The organism is Tissierella sp. (assembly GCF_032104385.1).
Taxonomy (GTDB): Bacteria; Bacillota; Clostridia; order Tissierellales; family Tissierellaceae; genus Tissierella.
Window position 1 is genome coordinate 74797 of the sequence record NZ_DAMCHJ010000010.1, and the last position, 18889, is coordinate 93685.

At 28.9% G+C, this 18889-nt stretch carries 19 protein-coding genes and 1 tRNA gene; 1 reads left to right on the plus strand and 19 read right to left on the minus strand.

Going from position 1 to position 18889, the window contains the following annotated elements:
- Positions 1–84: 84 nt before the first annotated feature.
- The 3 genes from RT714_RS15965 to RT714_RS10935 are packed head-to-tail and all read right to left on the minus strand — an operon-like array spanning position 85 to position 2584.
- The gene (locus tag RT714_RS15965) at positions 85–219 is read right to left on the minus strand and encodes an S-layer homology domain-containing protein (protein WP_399326722.1); all 135 of its coding nucleotides are present in this window, start codon (positions 217–219) and stop codon (positions 85–87) included.
- Positions 204–2168 carry a YcdB/YcdC domain-containing protein gene (locus tag RT714_RS10930; RefSeq protein WP_313757608.1) on the minus strand — a complete coding sequence of 655 codons (1965 nt, stop codon included), beginning with the start codon at positions 2166–2168 and terminating at the stop codon, positions 204–206. Before RT714_RS10930 ends, RT714_RS15965 begins: the two co-directional genes overlap by 16 nt.
- Before the next feature lie 11 nt (positions 2169–2179).
- Positions 2180–2584 carry an ATP-binding protein gene (locus RT714_RS10935; protein WP_313757610.1) on the minus strand — a complete coding sequence of 135 codons (405 nt, stop codon included), beginning with the start codon at positions 2582–2584 and terminating at the stop codon, positions 2180–2182.
- Between the two features lie 168 nt (positions 2585–2752).
- Between RT714_RS10935 and rd the strand changes: the two genes are divergently transcribed.
- Complete coding sequence (rd, locus tag RT714_RS10940; protein ID WP_072975420.1) at positions 2753–2911, plus strand: rubredoxin; 159 nt, start codon at positions 2753–2755, stop codon at positions 2909–2911.
- A 121-nt stretch (positions 2912–3032) separates the two neighbouring features.
- Here rd and yihA read toward each other — a convergent pair whose 3' ends face one another.
- From yihA to RT714_RS11020, 16 genes are all read right to left on the minus strand, one after another.
- Complete coding sequence (gene yihA, locus RT714_RS10945) at positions 3033–3617, minus strand: ribosome biogenesis GTP-binding protein YihA/YsxC (RefSeq protein WP_313757680.1); 585 nt, start codon at positions 3615–3617, stop codon at positions 3033–3035.
- Positions 3604–5958 (minus strand): endopeptidase La, encoded by a 2355-nt coding sequence (lon, locus tag RT714_RS10950; RefSeq protein WP_313757611.1) that lies wholly within the window; start codon positions 5956–5958, stop codon positions 3604–3606. Before lon ends, yihA begins: the two co-directional genes overlap by 14 nt.
- Before the next feature lie 71 nt (positions 5959–6029).
- Positions 6030–7310 (minus strand): ATP-dependent Clp protease ATP-binding subunit ClpX, encoded by a 1281-nt coding sequence (gene clpX, locus RT714_RS10955; protein ID WP_313757613.1) that lies wholly within the window; start codon positions 7308–7310, stop codon positions 6030–6032.
- Between the two features lie 18 nt (positions 7311–7328).
- Entirely contained in the window at positions 7329–7910 is a 582-nt protein-coding gene (gene clpP, locus RT714_RS10960) for an ATP-dependent Clp endopeptidase proteolytic subunit ClpP (protein WP_313757615.1), read from the minus strand.
- Positions 7911–7928: 18 nt separating this feature from the next.
- A complete protein-coding gene (gene tig, locus RT714_RS10965; protein ID WP_313757617.1) occupies positions 7929–9218 on the minus strand; it encodes a trigger factor in 1290 nt (429 codons plus the stop codon).
- Positions 9219–9366: 148 nt separating this feature from the next.
- Positions 9367–9450, minus strand: a tRNA-Leu gene (locus RT714_RS10970).
- A gap of 90 nt (positions 9451–9540) precedes the next feature.
- Positions 9541–10377, minus strand: a complete 837-nt coding sequence (locus RT714_RS10975) for a DegV family protein (protein WP_313757619.1) — start codon at positions 10375–10377, stop codon at positions 9541–9543.
- 26 nt (positions 10378–10403) lie between these two features.
- Entirely contained in the window at positions 10404–11756 is a 1353-nt protein-coding gene (gene glmM / locus RT714_RS10980) for a phosphoglucosamine mutase (protein ID WP_313757620.1), read from the minus strand.
- 162 nt (positions 11757–11918) lie between these two features.
- Entirely contained in the window at positions 11919–13250 is a 1332-nt protein-coding gene (locus RT714_RS10985; RefSeq protein ID WP_313757622.1) for an HD domain-containing protein, read from the minus strand.
- 168 nt (positions 13251–13418) lie between these two features.
- On the minus strand, positions 13419–14258 hold the full coding sequence (locus RT714_RS10990) for a hypothetical protein (RefSeq protein ID WP_313757623.1): 840 nt from the start codon (positions 14256–14258) through the stop codon (positions 13419–13421).
- 101 nt (positions 14259–14359) lie between these two features.
- A complete protein-coding gene (locus RT714_RS10995; RefSeq protein WP_313757625.1) occupies positions 14360–15043 on the minus strand; it encodes a hypothetical protein in 684 nt (227 codons plus the stop codon).
- Positions 15044–15258: 215 nt separating this feature from the next.
- Complete coding sequence (locus RT714_RS11000) at positions 15259–16035, minus strand: hypothetical protein (protein ID WP_313757626.1); 777 nt, start codon at positions 16033–16035, stop codon at positions 15259–15261.
- A gap of 44 nt (positions 16036–16079) precedes the next feature.
- A complete protein-coding gene (locus RT714_RS11005; RefSeq protein ID WP_313757628.1) occupies positions 16080–16826 on the minus strand; it encodes a DUF2599 domain-containing protein in 747 nt (248 codons plus the stop codon).
- Between the two features lie 175 nt (positions 16827–17001).
- A complete protein-coding gene (locus tag RT714_RS11010; protein ID WP_313757629.1) occupies positions 17002–17571 on the minus strand; it encodes an accessory gene regulator B family protein in 570 nt (189 codons plus the stop codon).
- On the minus strand, positions 17571–17714 hold the full coding sequence (locus tag RT714_RS11015; protein ID WP_313757631.1) for a cyclic lactone autoinducer peptide: 144 nt from the start codon (positions 17712–17714) through the stop codon (positions 17571–17573). The genes RT714_RS11010 and RT714_RS11015 overlap by 1 nt, the downstream gene beginning before the upstream one ends.
- A 172-nt stretch (positions 17715–17886) precedes the next feature.
- On the minus strand, positions 17887–18889 hold a 1003-nt coding region (locus tag RT714_RS11020), incomplete at its 5' end, for a GHKL domain-containing protein (RefSeq protein ID WP_313757632.1).

The window sequence follows — 18889 nt, forward strand, 5'->3', positions numbered from 1 at the left end:
AATCATAAATCAAAATATAATATTAAGCTTTATATAAAAAATCAGGTCTATTCCCTTAAGACCTGATTTTTTGTTGTTTATTGATTACTGATTAAAAATATAATTATAAATCATATTAGCTGTATCTTCCCTATTTAACTCATATTTTGGATTTATATTCCCCTTTCCATCTCCTGTAATTATCTTTAGTCCGTAGGCAATATTTATATATCCTTTGATATATCTCTGTCATCTTTAAACATATCTTTGTATATTCCCTCTATTTCAGCTACTTTATCGATTTTCATTACTCTAAGAATATATTTAACTGCCTCTTCCTTTGTAACGATTTTATTTGGATTTTTCTCTGCTTCTTTCATATAACCAGATGATATGAACTCTTTATATATATCATTTTCGCTTGCGTCACCTTTTATATATTGATTCATTGATTTCCAAAGTAAGTATACAAAGTCTTTTTGTTTTATTTTATCCTTAGGTTTAAATTCTTCTCCTTTGAAACCAATTCCATATTCAGCTAGAGTTATTATTTTATTTTTAGCATATGAGTTATTTATATCTTTATAGGATATTGGCTTTATATCCTTATATGGTTCCCCTGAGTAATCTAATATCTCTCCCGTTATACCAGAAATTATAATAGGTTTATTTTGCTTTAATGTATATACTAGTTTTATTTCAGAATTTTTATTTTCTAGTTTAGTATAATCATAAGTCTTAACATAAATTAATTCTAAACCTATTTTATCCCATAATATATCATAGGCCTTATCCATTGGAATAAGTTTATCTTTTAAAGGAAGTTTGCCTTTAAACCAATCTAAATTATAAGAAATCACCTTTCCAGTAACCCCATCTACGCCTATACGAATACCATCCCTTTCAACATATACCTCTCCATTTTTCCTAATAAATTGAAAGTTATAGTTTAATTGATTATCTTCTCTATTTTCTTCTATTAATTCTATTTCATTAAATTTAGCTGGTTCCATTATTTTAATATATTCTTTTGCTATATCTAAAGCTTTATCCTTAGATATTTCTGACTTAGCATCTAATTCATGATGTACAATACTATTAAAATTTAATATTTTCCCTGTTTTGGCATCTAGCCCAACCTGTATATACAAAGGTTTATCCTTTGATACCTCTTTATGAAAATACATACTCCAAATATATTCTTCTGGATTTTTGAAATCACCGTAAAGATTTTTATTCTCTAATTTATAATCAATGTCTATATTTAGTAGTTCTCTCGCCTTTTTTTCCGCTGACTTCTGATCTAATAATCCTGATAATTTGCCTATAGATTCTTGCTCTGCAGGAGTAATCCCCCTTTCAGCTGAACTATCTTCCTTTGCTTCTTGACTTATCCCATAATAAGGTCCATAATAGTTCATATCTATCTTTTTACCTGTATAAGCATCTATTGCTTTATTTTGTTCAAATATAGAATAAGCCAAATAATAATTAATATCTTCCTCCGCCTTAATGCCATAATGAGCCTTTGCCTTATACATTGGCTTTATACCAATTTCTTTCCTATAGGCTTCTTTTCCTTTATCTAAATTTATTATCTTATTTGGTGAAGGAAAAACCAATTTTCTATCCCAATCAACATAATAACTCTCAATATCTCCAGAATGTTTATTTACGGTTATGCTAACTGAATTTTGAGGAAATTGAATATCATTTACATAACGACTGAAACTAAAATGGTATTCTGTATCCATAGTATTTTCTAGATATCTCTCAGGAAGTAATTTAATTGAATTTGAAATATTTGAATCTAATTTAGTTATAAAGTCCATAGCTAATTTTTGTGCTTCATCCTTTGTATATGTAGGTAATTTTGAATTAGGTTCCTTATATACTGGTGAATAGCTATTATAAGAAATAATATTACCCTCTATATCAATATTAACAACAATATTATTTAATTTTCCAGTAGAATCCGTCCAGTTTAAATAAAAATTGGTATTTCCATCATATGAACTTACATTGGATGTAAATATATCATACTTATCAGAGATATTGAGGAGCTTTTTTACTTTAACTACTCCCTCTTCTAATTTTTTATCATAGTCATTTTCTCCATATGCTGTAATAGGTACTAATCCACCAATCAATACTACGGCAGCTAGTAGCATTATTGATATTTTCTTCATAACTGCACCTCCTAATTTATATGTTTTATTGCGGTAACCTTGTTCTTCTGTATATAAAACTCATCAGAAAGACCGTTGACAATAACTAATCCTCTACCGCAGCATTTTAAATCACTAGGGTCATAGGATTCTAAATCATAATCTATACCAGTTCCTTCATCTTCCACTTGAATCGTTAGTATATTTTCCTTTACTTCTAATGATAGTTTAACACATTTAGATGTAATACAATCATTCCCATGTAAAACACCATTGATAACTAATTCATTAAGTATCAATCTTATATCAAACATTATATCACTGTTCTCTATTATATTATTTAGCTTTTTCAAAACATCATCCACAAGTTTTTTTATCATATCCAAATCAGAACATACTATCCCGCTGTATTTAAAATCCAATGTCATCACTTCCATCTAATTATATTATTATATTTCTTATATTTTTATTTTACCCACTTTTTTCCCAATATAACCTATTTATGTCGTAAGTAAAAATAAAATTTTAATCAAAAAATTTTTATGGTTTATTATAAGTTTTTCTGGGTATTATCTATATGATTACAAAATGAAAGGAGAATGTAAATGGATAGATATGTATGCGACCCATGTGGTTATGTATATGACCCTGCTGAAGGAGATCCAGATAACGGAGTAGCTCCAGGAACAGCTTGGGAAGATGTTCCTGCTGATTGGGTTTGTCCAGTTTGTGGTGCTGATAAGGATCAATTTTCAAAAGAATAATTGGAACCATAAGTCAATTGTTCTCTACATAAAAACCAGTAGCATAATGCCACTGGTTTTTATTTTATAAATAAACACACAATAGATGAAAATTGTTCATGGAAATAATATAAATTCTTATCTAAATTAAAATTTCTTCAAATTTTTGCCAAACCTTATCCTTGTTTATCTTTTTTTCTGATGAATAAGGTATAATAAGATTTGTATCCTTTATTTCCAGTTTATCTTTTATTATCTTTATATGTTTTTGCCAATTCCCCTTTGATATTTTATCAGCCTTAGTTGCAATAACTATTCCAGTATAACCAAAAGACTTAATCCATTGATACATCATTAAATCCTGTTCTGTAGGCTCATGTCTTATATCTACAATTAATATAACCTCTTTTAAATTTTTTCTATCAGTAAGATACTTTTCTATTATCTTCCCCCATTTTTCCTTTTCTGATTTAGAAGCTATGGCATATCCATAACCTGGAAGGTCTACAAACCTAAAGCTATCATTGATAATATAGAAATTAATTGTCCTTGTTTTCCCAGGCTTACCGGAGGTTCTAGCTAAATTTGCCCTATTAATCATAGAATTTATAAAAGATGACTTGCCAACATTTGATCTACCAGCAAAAGCTATTTCTGGAAATTCGTCCTGTGGATATTGTTTTGGTCCTACTGCAATTGCATGTAAGTCAGATTTAATTATTTTCATCATTATCATTCCTCTTTAACAATGCGTGTTCCAATACTTCCTCCATGGACCTTACTAGAACAAAGCTCATCTTCTTTCTTATCTTATCTGGAATTTCTTCTAAATCCTTTTCATTCTCAATAGGTAGTAATACCTTCTTAATGCCCATCCTATTTGCTGCTAATACCTTCTCTTTAATTCCTCCTACTGGTAAAACTCTTCCTCTTAATGTTATCTCTCCTGTCATAGCTACTTCTCTGCTAATTGGAGTATTGGATAATGCAGAAATAACAGCCGTAGCCATAGTAATACCTGCTGATGGTCCATCCTTTGGTATAGCTCCCTCTGGTACATGAATATGAATATCCATTTCTTTATAAAAATCTGACTCTATACCTAATATATTGGAATTAGCTCTAATATAGCTAATACCTGCCATAGCAGATTCCTTCATGACTTCTCCTAGTTTCCCAGTCAATTGAATTTTGCCAGTTCCCTTCATTGTGTTAACTTCTACTGAAAGGGTTTCTCCTCCAACGGATGTCCAAGCTAAACCATTGGCTACACCAATTTGGTTCTCTTCACATAAAGTATCAAACCTGTATTTTTCAATTCCTAGATAATTTGATAGATTCCCACTATTTATTCTTATAGTCTTTAATTTTTTTTCTACTATCTTTTTAGCTGCCTTTCTACAAACATTAGCTATATTTCTTTCTAGATTTCTTACTCCTGCCTCCCTAGTATAATTATTGATTATACCTCTTATAGCGGCTTCCGATATGACTAGATTGTCACTACTTAAGCCATGTTCCTTTAATTGCTTTGGTAACAAATGATTTATAGCTATTTGTAGCTTTTCTTCCTCTGTATAACCAGATATTCTAATGACTTCCATCCTATCTAGAAGTGGCGCTGGTATTGTAGCAGTTGTATTTGCCGTAGTTATAAATAGTACCTTAGATAAATCAAAGGGCACATCTAAATAATGATCAGTAAATGTAGTATTTTGTTCTGGGTCTAATACTTCTAACAGTGCACTAGAAGGATCTCCCCTATAATCACTACTTAGTTTATCAACTTCATCAAATAGAAACACTGGATTTTTAGTCCCAGCCTTTTTCATGGAATTAATTATACCTCCTGGCATAGAACCAATATAAGTTCTCCTATGACCCCTTATCTCAGCTTCATCTCTTACTCCACCTAAAGACATTCTAACAAATTTTCTATTGAGAGATTTAGCTATTGATTTAGCTATTGATGTCTTACCAACTCCAGGAGGTCCTACTAAGCAAATTATAGGCCCTTTTATACTATTGGTTAACTTTCTTATAGCTATAAATTCCAATATTCTTTCTTTTACATCTGTAAGCCCATAATGATCTTGGTTTAATATGTCTCTTGACTTTTTAATATCTATCTTATCTTTTGTTTCTTTATCCCAAGGCAAATCTATAAGCCAATCTAAATAAGTTCTAACAACTCCTGTTTCAGGTGAATGAGGTGATAGTTTTAGAAGTCTTTCAACCTCCTTCAGTGCCTTTTCTTTTACTTCCTTAGGCATTTTTATTTTCTCTATCTTTTCCTCGTATTCTTCTGCTTCTGCTATAATATCATCATCTTGCCCTAATTCCTTCTGTATAGCCTTTATTTGCTCCTTGAGATAATATTCTTTTTGAACCTTATTTATTTGTTTCTTTACTCTTTGGTTTATTTTATCCTCAATTTTCAATACTTCTATTTCTTCTTGTAATATTATATGAAGCAATTCTAATCTTTCATAGAAATCAATTGTTTCAAGTATCTTTTGATTGTCTTCTATTTTTAAATATATATATGATGCTATAACATCTGCCAATCTTCCCGGATCATCAATATCCATTATAGTAATTAAAATATCAGAAGAAATTCTATCATTAAAAGAAAGATATTCTTCAAAGTCATTTATTACAAGTCTCATAGCTGCTTCTGAATCTATATCTTTTTCTATATCTTCTTCATCATATAATAATTCTTCAACTTCTGCTATGAAAAATGGCTCTTCTTGAACCACATTAGTCACTCTACCTCTATTTATACCTTCAACTAAAACTCTGATGCTGCCACCTGGTAACTTTAACATTTGTTTAACCTTTACAACTGTTCCCATATGATAAAAATCATCTACGGTTGGTTCATTCATCTTCGTATCCTTTTGAGTACATAAAAATATAGATGAATCATCTAACATAGCATTTTCTAAAGCATTTATAGATTTCTCCCTCCCAACATCAAAATGAACAACCATATGAGGAAATATTGATATTCCTCTTAAAGGTATCAGTGGTAGGGTTTTATTTTGTATTTTATACTGGTTCATTCTTTTTTATCCTCCCGATATACGCACAATTTTATCCCTAAATACAAATAAAAGCCCACAAATGTGAGCCTTTAAGATGCAGATTCGTTGTTGCTTGTTTTCTTAGACCTACTTTTCTTTTTTCTATCTGATAGTACCAAAGTAGGCTCTACCTTGTTTTCTATTGTTTCCTTAGTTATAACACATTTCTCTATATCATCCCTTGAAGGTATCTCATACATAATATCTAACATATTTTCTTCTATTATACTTCTAAGTCCCCTTGCTCCAGTCTTTCTTTCAATTGCTTTCTTAGCTATAGCAAGAAGCGCTTCTTCTTCAAATTCAAGCTCCACTCCATCTATTGTAAACAACTCTTTATATTGTTTTACAAGAGCATTTCTTGGTTCTGTAAGAATCTTAACCAATGTTTCTTCATCTAATTCTTCTAAAGTTACTATAACTGGTAATCTTCCAACAAATTCTGGAATTAAACCAAATTTAAGAAGATCCTCTGGCTGTAAATGTTTTAAAAGTTCACCTATTTTAGCATCTTTTTGAGATGATACCTCCGCTCCAAATCCCATAGCTTTTTTGCCTACACGATTTTGAATTATTTTATCTAATCCATCAAAGGCACCACCAACTATAAATAATATATTAGTTGTATCCACTTGGATAAACTCTTGATGCGGATGTTTTCTTCCTCCTTGAGGTGGAACATTGGCAACAGTCCCTTCTAAAATCTTAAGTAATGCCTGTTGCACCCCTTCACCACTAACATCTCTTGTAATAGATGGGTTTTCAGTCTTTCTAGCTACTTTATCTATTTCATCTATATATATTATACCTTTTTCAGCTCTCTCAATATCGTAATCCGCTGCTTGAATAAGTTTTAATATTATGTTTTCAACATCTTCACCAACATATCCGGCTTCTGTCAAAGAAGTGGCGTCTGCTATAGCAAATGGTACATTCAGTATCTTCGCTAAAGTTTGAGCAAGTAACGTTTTACCAGAACCTGTAGGTCCTAACATAATAATATTACTTTTTTGGAGCTCCACGTCATTATGTTTGGTTGGTTTTTTATTTATTCTTTTGTAATGATTGTAAACTGCTACAGCTAAAGCCCTTTTGGCCCTCTCTTGTTTTATAACGTAATCATCTAGAGTTTCTTTTATAATAGCAGGCTTTGGTAAATCTTGAATATCATAATCAAGATTATCAACAAACTCCTCTTCAACTATTTCCTGACATAACTCTATACATTCATTACATATATAAACATTTGGCCCTGCAATAAGCCTCCTAACCTGTTCCTGTGGCTTTCCACAGAAAGAGCAACGAAGCTGTCTTTCATCATATTTAGCCACGATGACACCTCACTTAATTTATTTTCTTAATATTACCTCATCTATTATACCATATTCTTTAGCTTCTTCAGCTGTCATATAATAATCTCTATCTGTATCCTTAGACACTTTTTCTAATGGCTGACCAGTTCTCTCGGCTAGTATCTTATTTATTCTTTCTCTTATTTCAATTATTTTTTCAGCTTGAATTCTTATATCTTCTGCTTGACCTTTAGCACCACCTAAAGGCTGATGTATCATAATATCAGCATTTGGTAATGCAAATCTCTTACCTTTTGCACCTGCTGCCAATAAAAATGCACCCATACTAGCAGCCATACCCATACATATAGTTGAAACATCTGGTTTAATATATTGCATAGTGTCAAATATAGCAAATCCTGCACTTACTGAACCACCAGGGCTATTTATATAAAGTTGAATATCTTTATCTGGATCTTCTGCTTCAAGAAATAATAACTGAGCTACTATTAAATTTGCAGTCATATCATTAACTTCACTGCCTAAAAATATTATTCTTTCTTTTAATAATCTAGAGTAAATATCATAGGACCTTTCTCCCCTGTTGGTTTGCTCTATAACCATAGGAACTAAAGTCATTTTACATCCCTCCATTAATTATTTCAATTTAGCATTCGCCACTAATAAATCAATAACTTTTTGATTTATTATAGCTGTTTCTAAAAATGATAAATCGCCTTTTTTCATATCTTTTATAAATTTTTCTTTATCTTCTTGTTTATATGAATCTGCCATTTTATCTAATTCTTTATCCATATCTTCTTCTGTTACTTCGATATTTTCAGCCTTACCAATAGCTTCTAGAACTAAATCTCCTCTAACTCTCTTTTCTGCCATAGGTTTTAATTGTTCCTTTAGAGATTCTTCTGTTGAGTTAGTTATTTGTAAGTATTGTTCTAAGTTAAGACCTTGCATTCTCATCCTATAGTCAAATTCTCCTAGTTCATTTTCTAATTGAGAATCTACCATAGCCTCTGGTATATCAACTTGACAGTTTTCTATTACCTTTTCAATTAAGTTGTTTTCATTTTCTGCTTTTTCTTTGTTTTTAAATTCTTCTTCTAGTTTTTCTCTAATACTGGCTTTATATTCTTCAATAGTATCAAATTCAGATACATCTTTTGCAAATTCATCATCTATTATTGGTAATTCTTTTTCCTTTATTTCATGAATTTTCACTTTGAAAGTAGCTTCTTTACCTTTTAATTCTTCTGCATGATATTCTTCTGGAAATGTTACAGCTACATCTACTTCTTCTCCTTTATTCTTACCCACTAATTGTTCTTCAAAACCTGGAATAAATCTACCAGAACCTATTTCCAGTGTTTGTCCTTCAGCTGTTCCACCATCAAATTGTGCCCCATCAACATATCCAGCATAATCAATTGTCAAAACATCTCCAGTTTTTACCGCTCTATCCCCGGCATCAATTATTCTTCCGTTCATTTCTTGAACTGATTTTAATTCATTTTCTACATGCTCATCTGTAACATTATACTCTACTTTTTCAATTTCTATACCTTTGTACTCACCAAGAGTTACCTCTGGTTTTACTGCTACTTCAATTTTTACTAAAATAGGTTTTCCCTTTTCAATTTCTTCAATATCTACCACTGGTTGATCAACTGGTTCAAGTCCTAATTCTTCAACTGCATCACTATAAACATGTGGTAAAATCGCGTTTATAGCTTCTTCATAGAATATACCTTCTCCATAGTTCATCTCAATAATCTTTCTTGGAACCTTTCCCTTTCTAAATCCTGGAATATTAAATCTAGCCCTATTTTTTAAATATGCTTTTTGTAATTCCTTTTCAAAATCAACTTCAGATATTTCAATGGTAAAATCCACTTTATTATTTTCTTTGTTTCCTAACACTGCCTTCATCTACAACTTCCTCCTTAACGATATATTTATCCACTTTAAACTAACCTATTATATCATAAAATTATAACATAACAAATAGTAATATCCAATACAATATATTAAAAAACATAGTAAAAAAACCAATGGTACAAATCCACTGGTTTAAAGATGGTGCGGGAAAGAGGACTTGAACCCCCACGTCAATGACACTAGATCCTAAGTCTAGCGCGTCTGCCAGTTCCGCCACTCCCGCATAAATAAAGTAATTTTTGTTTACCTTATTATTATAACATGATATTTGTACTTGTCAATATATTTTTATATTTGAAAGTTTCTATTCCATTTAAAAAACTAAAATAATTCCCCCATCATTGGCATAAGCAGAACTTAGCCCTGCTGTCTTAACTAAAATAATATCTTTAAAATTATACCTTTTTTGAATTTCTTTTTTTAGTTCTTCTGCTTTTTCAAATGCATTAACATGAGAAATTGCTAATATTTTTTCCTCAAATTTTTCACCAGTTTCTCCAATTATTTCAACTAGTCTTTTAAATGCCTTTTTAGTCCCCCTTACATTCTCAACAAGCTTTATATTTCCCTCTCCATCTTCTCCCATAATAGGTTTTAGATTTAAAACATTTGCAATTAAACCCTTAGTTTTTGAAATCCTGCCATTTTTTATTAGATTATCAAGATTTTCTAAAACAAAATATGTCTTCATTCCATTAATATATTTTTCTACCTTTTCAACTATTTCAAAGTTGTTTAATTTTTTTTCTATTAATTCTTGTATTTTTATAGCTACTAATGTTTCTCCTACACTAGCAGACTTAGAATCAAAAACATGAACAAATTTCTCTGGTTCTTCTTCTTCTACCATGTCCTTTGCTAATATTGCTGAATTATATGTTCCACTTAATTTACTTGATATTGTTATAGAAAAAATATTTTCCGCATTTTTATATTCAACAAAAAAATCTCCAGGTGAAGGACATGAAGTTCTAATTGGGTTTGGACTGCTTTTCATTGCATCTATTAATTCCATCATATTTATTTCTTCATTATCTATAAATTTCTTATTATCTATATCTATTTTAAATGGAACAAGACTAATATTAAGTTTTTCTTTTAATTCTTCATTCAAATCACAGCTGCTATCTGCTACGATTTTATAATTCATCTTATCACCCCATCATATATTTTGACTTAAGAGTTAATTCCTATTTTCTCTTCAATAAATTCTGCTAAGTCAGAAGCAATTTTAAATAAACCTATGTCTTCCTTTGCTTCAATCATTACTCTAACTAGAGGTTCTGTACCCGAAGGTCTTATAACAACTCTACCTTGACCATGAAAAATTTCCTCAACTCTTTTTATTTCTTCCATTATTTCTTGGTTTTCCATATATCTATGTTTTAATTCATTTTTTACCTTTGCATTAACTAGAACTTGAGGAAAATTCGTCATTAAATTATTTAATTCTGACATTGGCTTTTTAGATGATTTCATTACTTCCAGTAAATGTAGTCCCGTAGCTAAACCATCTCCTGTAGTATTATAATCTAAGAAAATTATATGGCCTGATTGCTCGCCTCCTAAAACATAATCTGATTTTACCATTTCCTCTAATATATATCTATCACCAACTGTAGTTTTCACCATATTTATGCCTTCTTCCCTTAAAAATATATCTAAACCCATATTGGTCATAATCGTACCTACTACAGTATTATTCTTTAACTTTTTTTGTTTATGAAGATATAGTCCACAAATAGCTAATATATGATCCCCATCTAGTATATTCCCTAACTCATCAACAGCTATTATCCTATCTCCATCACCATCAAAAGATATACCAATATCTGCCTTTTCTTTCAATACCAATTCTTGAATCATTTTTGGATTAGTAGATCCACAGTCAGCATTTATATTCATTCCTGTGGGCTCTGTATTTATAACTATTACTTCTCCTCCAAGTCTTTTTATAGTCTCTGGAGCAATTTTATATAAAGCACCATGACCACAGTCCATTGCAATCTTTATTCCAGTTAAATCTATATTAGCAGTAGAAGTTAAATAATTTATATAATCTTCACTGCCATTCTTATCTAATATTACTTTTCCAATCTTTTCTCCTATAGGTCTAATATCTAATTCTTTCTTGTTTAATATAATATCTTCTATTTTTTCCTCAATTTCATCTGGCAATTTAAATCCTTGATTATTAAAAAACTTTATTCCATTATATTCTCCGGGATTGTGAGATGCAGATATTACTACACCTGCTATTGCCTCATATTTTCGAGTTAAATACGCAACTGCTGGAGTTGGTATGACACCTACAGATATTACATTTAATCCCATAGAGCAAATCCCTGCTGTTATGGCAGCCTCCAGCATATCTCCAGATGCCCTTGTATCTTTTCCAACTACTATTTTTCCATAGTTGCCTTTTGCTAGTATATATGCTCCTGCTCTACCTATTTGAAAGGCTAACTCTGGAGTTAGCTCCTTATTTGCAATTCCTCTAATACCATCTGTACCAAATAATTTTCCCACTTTAGCAAGCACTCCTTTTATATAATTGATAATTAATATTATCAATTAAAAGTATAAAATATAAGTTTTTAACTTATACACTTATATTTACCTATTATGGTATGACTTGATAATCCTTTAGATTTTTTAATTAATGCCCTGTTACTACTCTAAAGTAATTATTTAAAATCTTTCTTTTATAATATTAATTAATTTTTCCTTTTCATCTAATTCAGGTTTTTCCAATACCTTTTCCAATAAATAATCTAAAATTTCACCAATTATTTTTCCTTCTTTATATCCTAATTCTATCACATCACGACCATTAATTGCTAATTGATTTTTGTTGTAAACCTCTTTGTTTTTTATAATATCTTTTATCTTTTCTTCTCTTTCTAATAAATCCTTTATATCAGTTTCTTTATTTGAGCAGACCCTATCAGCTTTCTGTAACTCTAACAAAGTAAATATTTCTTCTTCACCAAAAGTAGATAATAGTCTTTTTAGTCCTTTTTCTTTTAAATTATCGTGTTGCGTCATATGTTTATGTACTAGCATTTCAACTTTTACAATTATATCCTTAGGTGTTTTCCATCTTTGTAATATTTCCTTTGCCATTTTAGCACCTAATTTATCATGCCCATAAAAATGTCCAATTCCCTCTTCATCTATAGTTAAAGTACAGGGTTTTCCTATATCATGGAATAAAGCTGCCAGCCTTAGGTGTAAAATAGGCGTGGTTTCATCTAATACACACATTATATGTTGAAATACATCCTTATTATGATGAGGATTATGTTGGTTAAATCCTATTGTATTTATCATCTCAGGCAAAATAATATCTAGTATTTTTATATCCTTCATTAATTTAATTCCATAGGAAGGTTTTTGTGATAATATTATTTTAAAAATTTCTTCTCTGATTCTTTCTATGCTAATTTCAGATATATGTTTACTATATAATCTACAAGCATGGAGAGTTTCCTCATCAATAAAAAACTCTAGTTGTGTTGCAAACCTTACTGCTCTCATTATCCTCAAATAATCTTCCTTGAGTCTATTGTATGGATTACCCACAGCCTTAATTCTTCTTTTCTCCAAATCTTCTACTCCATGAAAATAATCTATTAATCCAGTCTTTTTATTATATGCCATAGCATTTATTGTAAAATCTCTACGGGATAAATCCTCAAAAATATTTTTTGAAAAATATACTTTTTCAGGTCTTCTTCCATCTATATATTCCCCATCAGCTCTAAAGGTTGTTACTTCTACAATCCCTTCATCTTGAACTACAACTACAGTACCAAATTTTTTCCCTACTTCCAAGGTTATATATTCACTAAATATTTCTTCTATTTCCTCTGGCAAAGCATCTGTAGTTATATCAAAATCGGATGGCTCTCTATCTAATAATATATCTCTAACTGACCCACCTACTATATATGCATTGAAACCTTTTTCTTCAAGTTTATTTATGATTATCTCTACGTATTCTGGAATATTAAATACCATAATATCACTCCATATATTATATTATATTATTTTAGTATACCATAGTATCTGTGATAGACAAGTTTTTTTATACAAATAAAGGCTTTGGACATTTCTCCAAAGCCTTTATTTGTAATTTATTTAAGTATGGAAATAATACAAAGTATAAATGAAACAATTGCCAATGAATTATGTCAAAATATCCTTTTCAAAAATAATTGGCTCCATATCATTTGTTTCCTTATTAAATATAATTTTCATAGATTTAACTTCTTCATCATTTATATATTTATTGGTATTTTCATTTTCCATAATCATATGGAATAATCCCTTACTTATTTTTTCGATTTCTTGATTATGTATATCATCAACTGTATATATATGGAATTCTATAATCAATATATTGTTATCAGTACCAAATCTTTTTAATTCATAGTTTTTCTTGTACTCTTTTATATACTTAAATATCTCTTCTAATATTAATTTTTCTCCTTCAGATTTTTCATTTCTTAAAGTTATCATTGTTTGAGAATCCCTTGAATTATTTATATTTGAACTATATTTTAATTTATTTTTCCTATCTGCATATGATATTTCTAATCTTCCAACTTTTGAATATTCAATGGTACTTTCCTTATGTAATATATCCAATAAATCCTTATTGGTATTTTTCGTTAGTTCGTTAAAAGCCTTATCTTTTTCTGCTATAGTCATATCTTTTTTCAAATCCGTAGAAAACTTATCTAAATCCACCTCTATATCCAGTAGTATTTTTATATTATTAAATTTTTTTACTTCATTAGTATTATCTATTGCTAATTTATCCTCTACAAATTCTAGATTAAAAACAGTATAATAATCATAATTATATAAAAAATCATTGATTATATTTGAAAGATTTTTTACAACATCATCATAACTAATATTTTTTACTTTACTAATATCTTCCTTAGATATATTAGTAGAACTACATGACGTTACTAATACAAGTAAAATTATTCCTATGATATAATAATTTATTTTTTTCATAGTTAAATCTAACCCCTTTCAGAAATATGAATAGAATAGCCTTTTATAATTTCAATATATTTATCCTATCGGAAGTAATTTTTGTATATAATTTTTATTACCTATACTATTCTACCGTCTTTATCTACTAAAACCCATTTATGTTTCATCAGGCGAAAAGCACTAATAATAATTATAAAAGTAGTTGAAAAAGTTAAATATCTATCTGGTATTAAAAACACAAAAAACAAAATGCAAAATGAACAAATATATTCTAAATCAGCAGTGTCATTCTGTGCTTTTATCCAAAAATCTTCATCAGAAGTAGTATATCTATAAATACCTTTAGTTACTTTTTTTTGGATATCCGTAGGATAAATAGTTATTTGATTCATCTCTTGTTTATTTTTTTGCATTTTTAGAACATCTTTTACTTGTCTAGCATGCCTTATAAAAGCTAGACTTGCTAATGACGCAACAAATCGAAGGATGGAATCTCCAAAATCTTTAAAATTTATTACTTTAACTTTGTTAAAAAGTACTGCTAATATGATATTTAAAATGATAAAAACAGATAATCGTGAATTTATAGAAAGTTTTTTAGATAAAAAAATTACCCCAAAAAACAATAATATTCCTATATAATAAATAACAGTATATGAAAAAACGTCTAGATTTTTAGCTAGAATCAATGATTGTGGAATAGGAAATAAAGAGTATGATGAAAGTAAAAACCAAAGTGCAAAGAAAATCTTAAAAATCTGATTACTGCTTTTACTTAACCAAACTACAATTCTCTCTTTCAAAATAACCACCTTCACTTTCTATTGAGGTTTTATTACAGATAGTAACTTATATATATTCCCCACATTAACTTATCAACATAAAATCTAAAGAAAATGATTTATACTAAATAAAAACAATCTTCTCAGTATAGATTGATTTTTAACTATCTTTGACAATAAGGTGTATATCTTAGAACTTGTTAAAGTTATCTCAAAACTAAAGGGACTGAGTCCTATTATTCGTTACTGTATTTAATAACTATTAATTTAAGTATCGAAATAATACAAAGTATAAATGAAACAATTGCCAATGCTCCATATATAACATTTCCACTAAAACCAGTGGCATCTAAATATTTAACTGATAATGTGAAATTTCGATATAATAAAATCATTATAGCTAGATTTAATAAAAAAACTGTAAAAAACGAAAGACTATTATTAGAAAGATTTATTTCTTCTCTTATAAACACATATAAAAAAATAAGTGCAGAAATTATGGCTAAAATGATATAAACAGTATAGTGTGGAATATATTGTTCTGAGTAATTCACATACTCATTTAAGAAAACACTTAATTCTTTCATCATTGAATCTTGGGTTCCATTATAAATTCGATTAGGATTAAACATACCTGTTAACGATCCATTTGTTAATACAACCATTAAGGGTACTTCTTCAACTGTAAATCGTTGAAATATTTTACCAAGTTCTTCTTCAGGAAGTAATTCATTTTCTCTGAAATAATCCGTATTAAAATAATATACAGTAGTTTTGTTTTGAGTAATCATTCTTTTTAAAGTAGGTTCAAATTTTATGCAATTTGGACATGATGGTCTGCCAAAGTAAATAATTCCGTTGACAATAGACTCTAATTCATTAGTATCTCTTATTTGAACTAAATACTCTTTATTAAAAGAATTGATGGAAAAATATGCAAAAAGGAATGAAATAAATATAATTATAATAATTGCAATTCTACTTTGAAATTTTTTAATTCTAACTTTTATCATATAATCACCTCTAGGCTATTCTAAATTAATTATATTTGTAGATTCTACGGGTTACAGAATGCAGCTATTGTTTTAGTAAGACCTACATCAGGTCTTTCTACCTCAATGTTCCATTCATGTTCAATTTTAGCATAATAGTGACACATAAATTGGTCCTCTAATCCATTTACATTTGTTCTTATTGAATAATAATCCTTAAGGACTATCCATGCAGTTTGAGCCATAATTTTAAATAATCTTACATCCGTCTCAGGAACCATACTATAAGTATTATAACCATTTCTTTTTTCATATCTACTCCATTTGAAATAAGTATCATGATATATCCCATTTCCAGATCTAAGGCTGACATCATCTTTATCAAAAACATCCATAAGCACTTCATTTAACAACTCAACATAATAACTGCTATTATCAATGTCTTCAACCTTTGTTCTGAAATTTTGATTAACATATTGATCTACAACTCCATAAACATAATCTTCTAGTCTTTCATTTAACTCCTCAATTTCATCTTCATTTTCTTTAATAAAATCACCTAATATGTCAGGGCTAATATTGTTGGCTCTCTTACTCATTGATTGTACATCATGTTTTAGTTGCTCAACTTCATCTGTAAATTTAACTTCTGAAACCTTTCTACCACTATTCAGCTCATAAATAACGTCTGATTCAATGTCATTCTTTATTTTAAAGGAACTTGCTATTGAAAGAGTTGGAAACATAGCTCCTGTTATAAAACTAAGTAATAAACCGATAGAAACCATTCTAACTTTGTTAAATTTAAACATATAGATTATTCTCTCCTTTTCCTACTATTAGTTTACATAACCTTATTTTTATTATCTAGTTTATTGTAACCTATCTACTTCACCAATTAATTTCATTTGTGAGTTAGCATACTCATTGGTATCACCCCCTATTTATATAGGGCTTTGCTTATAACCCATAACTCAAATAATATATTTAATCTTTGTTAATCATTTTCCCTAGAATCAACATCAAACTTACTATAAATATTGATACAGCCATAACCAATGCCATTTCTTTAAAATTCAATACTAATAAGAATATAGTAGTTATTATCTCTGTAATGAGAATAATACTTGTCCTTCTTTTATATATAATCCTTTCCTCTTTATCCAAAGGCTTATTGCGATCTTCTACAGGTGCTAGAAACCAGATTATAATTCCACCTGCTTTTGTTAAACCTAGGATTATCACATCTGTCTCTGAAATAATTTGTATTCCTAATAATACTGCTAAAATTAGGACTATAGAAAACAAATAACATCTAACTTCACTTTTAGCATGATATCCTCCTCCATAGACTCTAAGTGGAATATATACTATAATAAATAAAATGCTTTCCCAGACCGCTCTAAACATAAATCCTATTAAGATTGTTGTTGTGATGTTTAGTAATATTAGAAGTCCTTGATGTAATCCATAGGCATAAATCTGTCTATCCTCATCTTTTATTAGCTCATTAACAATAAAGTAGTTTGTTATCTTCTCAATCATATTATTAGCCATTAATTTTTACGAAGTTTTTCTGCACCTTCTGGTAATTCAGGTTGATAAGCAAGATACATACATGTTGTATTTACATTCATGGATGTTAACATCAATGCTAAACTTGCAAGAACTCCACTAAACCTTAAAATAACTTTCTTCAATTGAGTCATCTCCTTTGTTATTTTTGTACATTCATTATGCAATAAGAAATAATAGGTCTTTAGGAATTTGTTGAAACTTGTATATCTTTTTGTTGAAAATTACAATTTTTGCATATTCGTTACTAAAATATTAAAAGACTTTGATTTTTCAAAGTCCTAATTGTCTAATCTATTATACTCCATACATTAATATATCAACATGAAATCTTTTTTCAGTATGATATACTTTCATAATACCATCATATTTCTTTAAAATCTTTTCTACATTATTTAATCCTATACCATGATTTTCTTTGTCCTTTTTAGTTGTTTTTATTTTATCTCCTTCATAGATAATAGAGCCATCAAAAGAATTATTAATATAAATAAATAGTACATTGTTTTTATATTTAATTATAATATCAATTCTTTTATCATTTTCAACTTTGGAACTAGCTTCTATTGCATTGTCTAACAAGTTCCCTAAAATCACTACTATATCTAATGGCAAAATATTTAATTTAGATGGGATTTTTAGCTCTAGTGTTACTAAAATTCCCTTTGATTCTGCTTCCTGTAATTTATAATTTAAAATGCTATCTATCTCTATATTGCCTGTTCTGAATAATTGTTCCTTTTCATAGAGGCTATCATTTATTTGCAGAATATAATCAATGGATTTTTCTCTTCCTCCATTTTCTATATATCCTTTTAAAGCAAGTAAATAATTCTTCATATCATGACGTAAAGATTTTATATTTTCATAAGAACTATTTATAATTTCGAGTTGTCTTTGATAATATTTATTTTGTTCTTCTAATGCTAATTTCTCCATTTTATCTTTAAATGCCTTATTTAAAGTATCATATAAGTAGAAAACAATTATATTTATTAAAAATAATATAATTATGCAACCTACAGTTATATATATATCTAAGTTGAAATTTTGTAAAAGAGTCAAGATGATACATAAACTCCCTAATGGTATTAAAAATATAGATAACCAATAGATATTTGGAATATCTATTCCTTTCTTTATATTTCTATATCCTCTCATTATTAATGCAATCATGTATGAAATTATATTTATAGCAATCATTCCGATAATTGAAGAATATAGTGGATTACTACTAAGACCATTAGTATAAACAAATCCCGATAATAAAACGATTATACTCTCTATAGACATTAAAATC

Excerpts from the sequence above, each read along its gene's own strand:
- RT714_RS10930 (WP_313757608.1), bottom strand. The coding sequence starts at position 2,168 with ATGAAGAAAATATCAATAATGCTACTAGCTGCCGTAGTATTGATTGGT.
- RT714_RS10935 (WP_313757610.1), bottom strand. The coding sequence starts at position 2,584 with ATGGAAGTGATGACATTGGATTTTAAATACAGCGGGATAGTATGTTCT.
- rd (WP_072975420.1), top strand. The coding sequence starts at position 2,753 with ATGGATAGATATGTATGCGACCCATGTGGTTATGTATATGACCCTGCT.
- yihA (WP_313757680.1), bottom strand. The coding sequence starts at position 3,617 with ATGAAAATAATTAAATCTGACTTACATGCAATTGCAGTAGGACCAAAA.
- lon (WP_313757611.1), bottom strand. The coding sequence starts at position 5,958 with ATGAACCAGTATAAAATACAAAATAAAACCCTACCACTGATACCTTTA.
- clpP (WP_313757615.1), bottom strand. The coding sequence starts at position 7,910 with ATGACTTTAGTTCCTATGGTTATAGAGCAAACCAACAGGGGAGAAAGG.
- tig (WP_313757617.1), bottom strand. The coding sequence starts at position 9,218 with ATGAAGGCAGTGTTAGGAAACAAAGAAAATAATAAAGTGGATTTTACC.
- RT714_RS10975 (WP_313757619.1), bottom strand. The coding sequence starts at position 10,377 with ATGAATTATAAAATCGTAGCAGATAGCAGCTGTGATTTGAATGAAGAA.
- RT714_RS10985 (WP_313757622.1), bottom strand. The coding sequence starts at position 13,250 with ATGGTATTTAATATTCCAGAATACGTAGAGATAATCATAAATAAACTT.
- RT714_RS10990 (WP_313757623.1), bottom strand. The coding sequence starts at position 14,258 with ATGAAAAAAATAAATTATTATATCATAGGAATAATTTTACTTGTATTA.
- RT714_RS11000 (WP_313757626.1), bottom strand. The coding sequence starts at position 16,035 with ATGATAAAAGTTAGAATTAAAAAATTTCAAAGTAGAATTGCAATTATT.
- RT714_RS11005 (WP_313757628.1), bottom strand. The coding sequence starts at position 16,826 with ATGTTTAAATTTAACAAAGTTAGAATGGTTTCTATCGGTTTATTACTT.
- RT714_RS11010 (WP_313757629.1), bottom strand. The coding sequence starts at position 17,571 with ATGGCTAATAATATGATTGAGAAGATAACAAACTACTTTATTGTTAAT.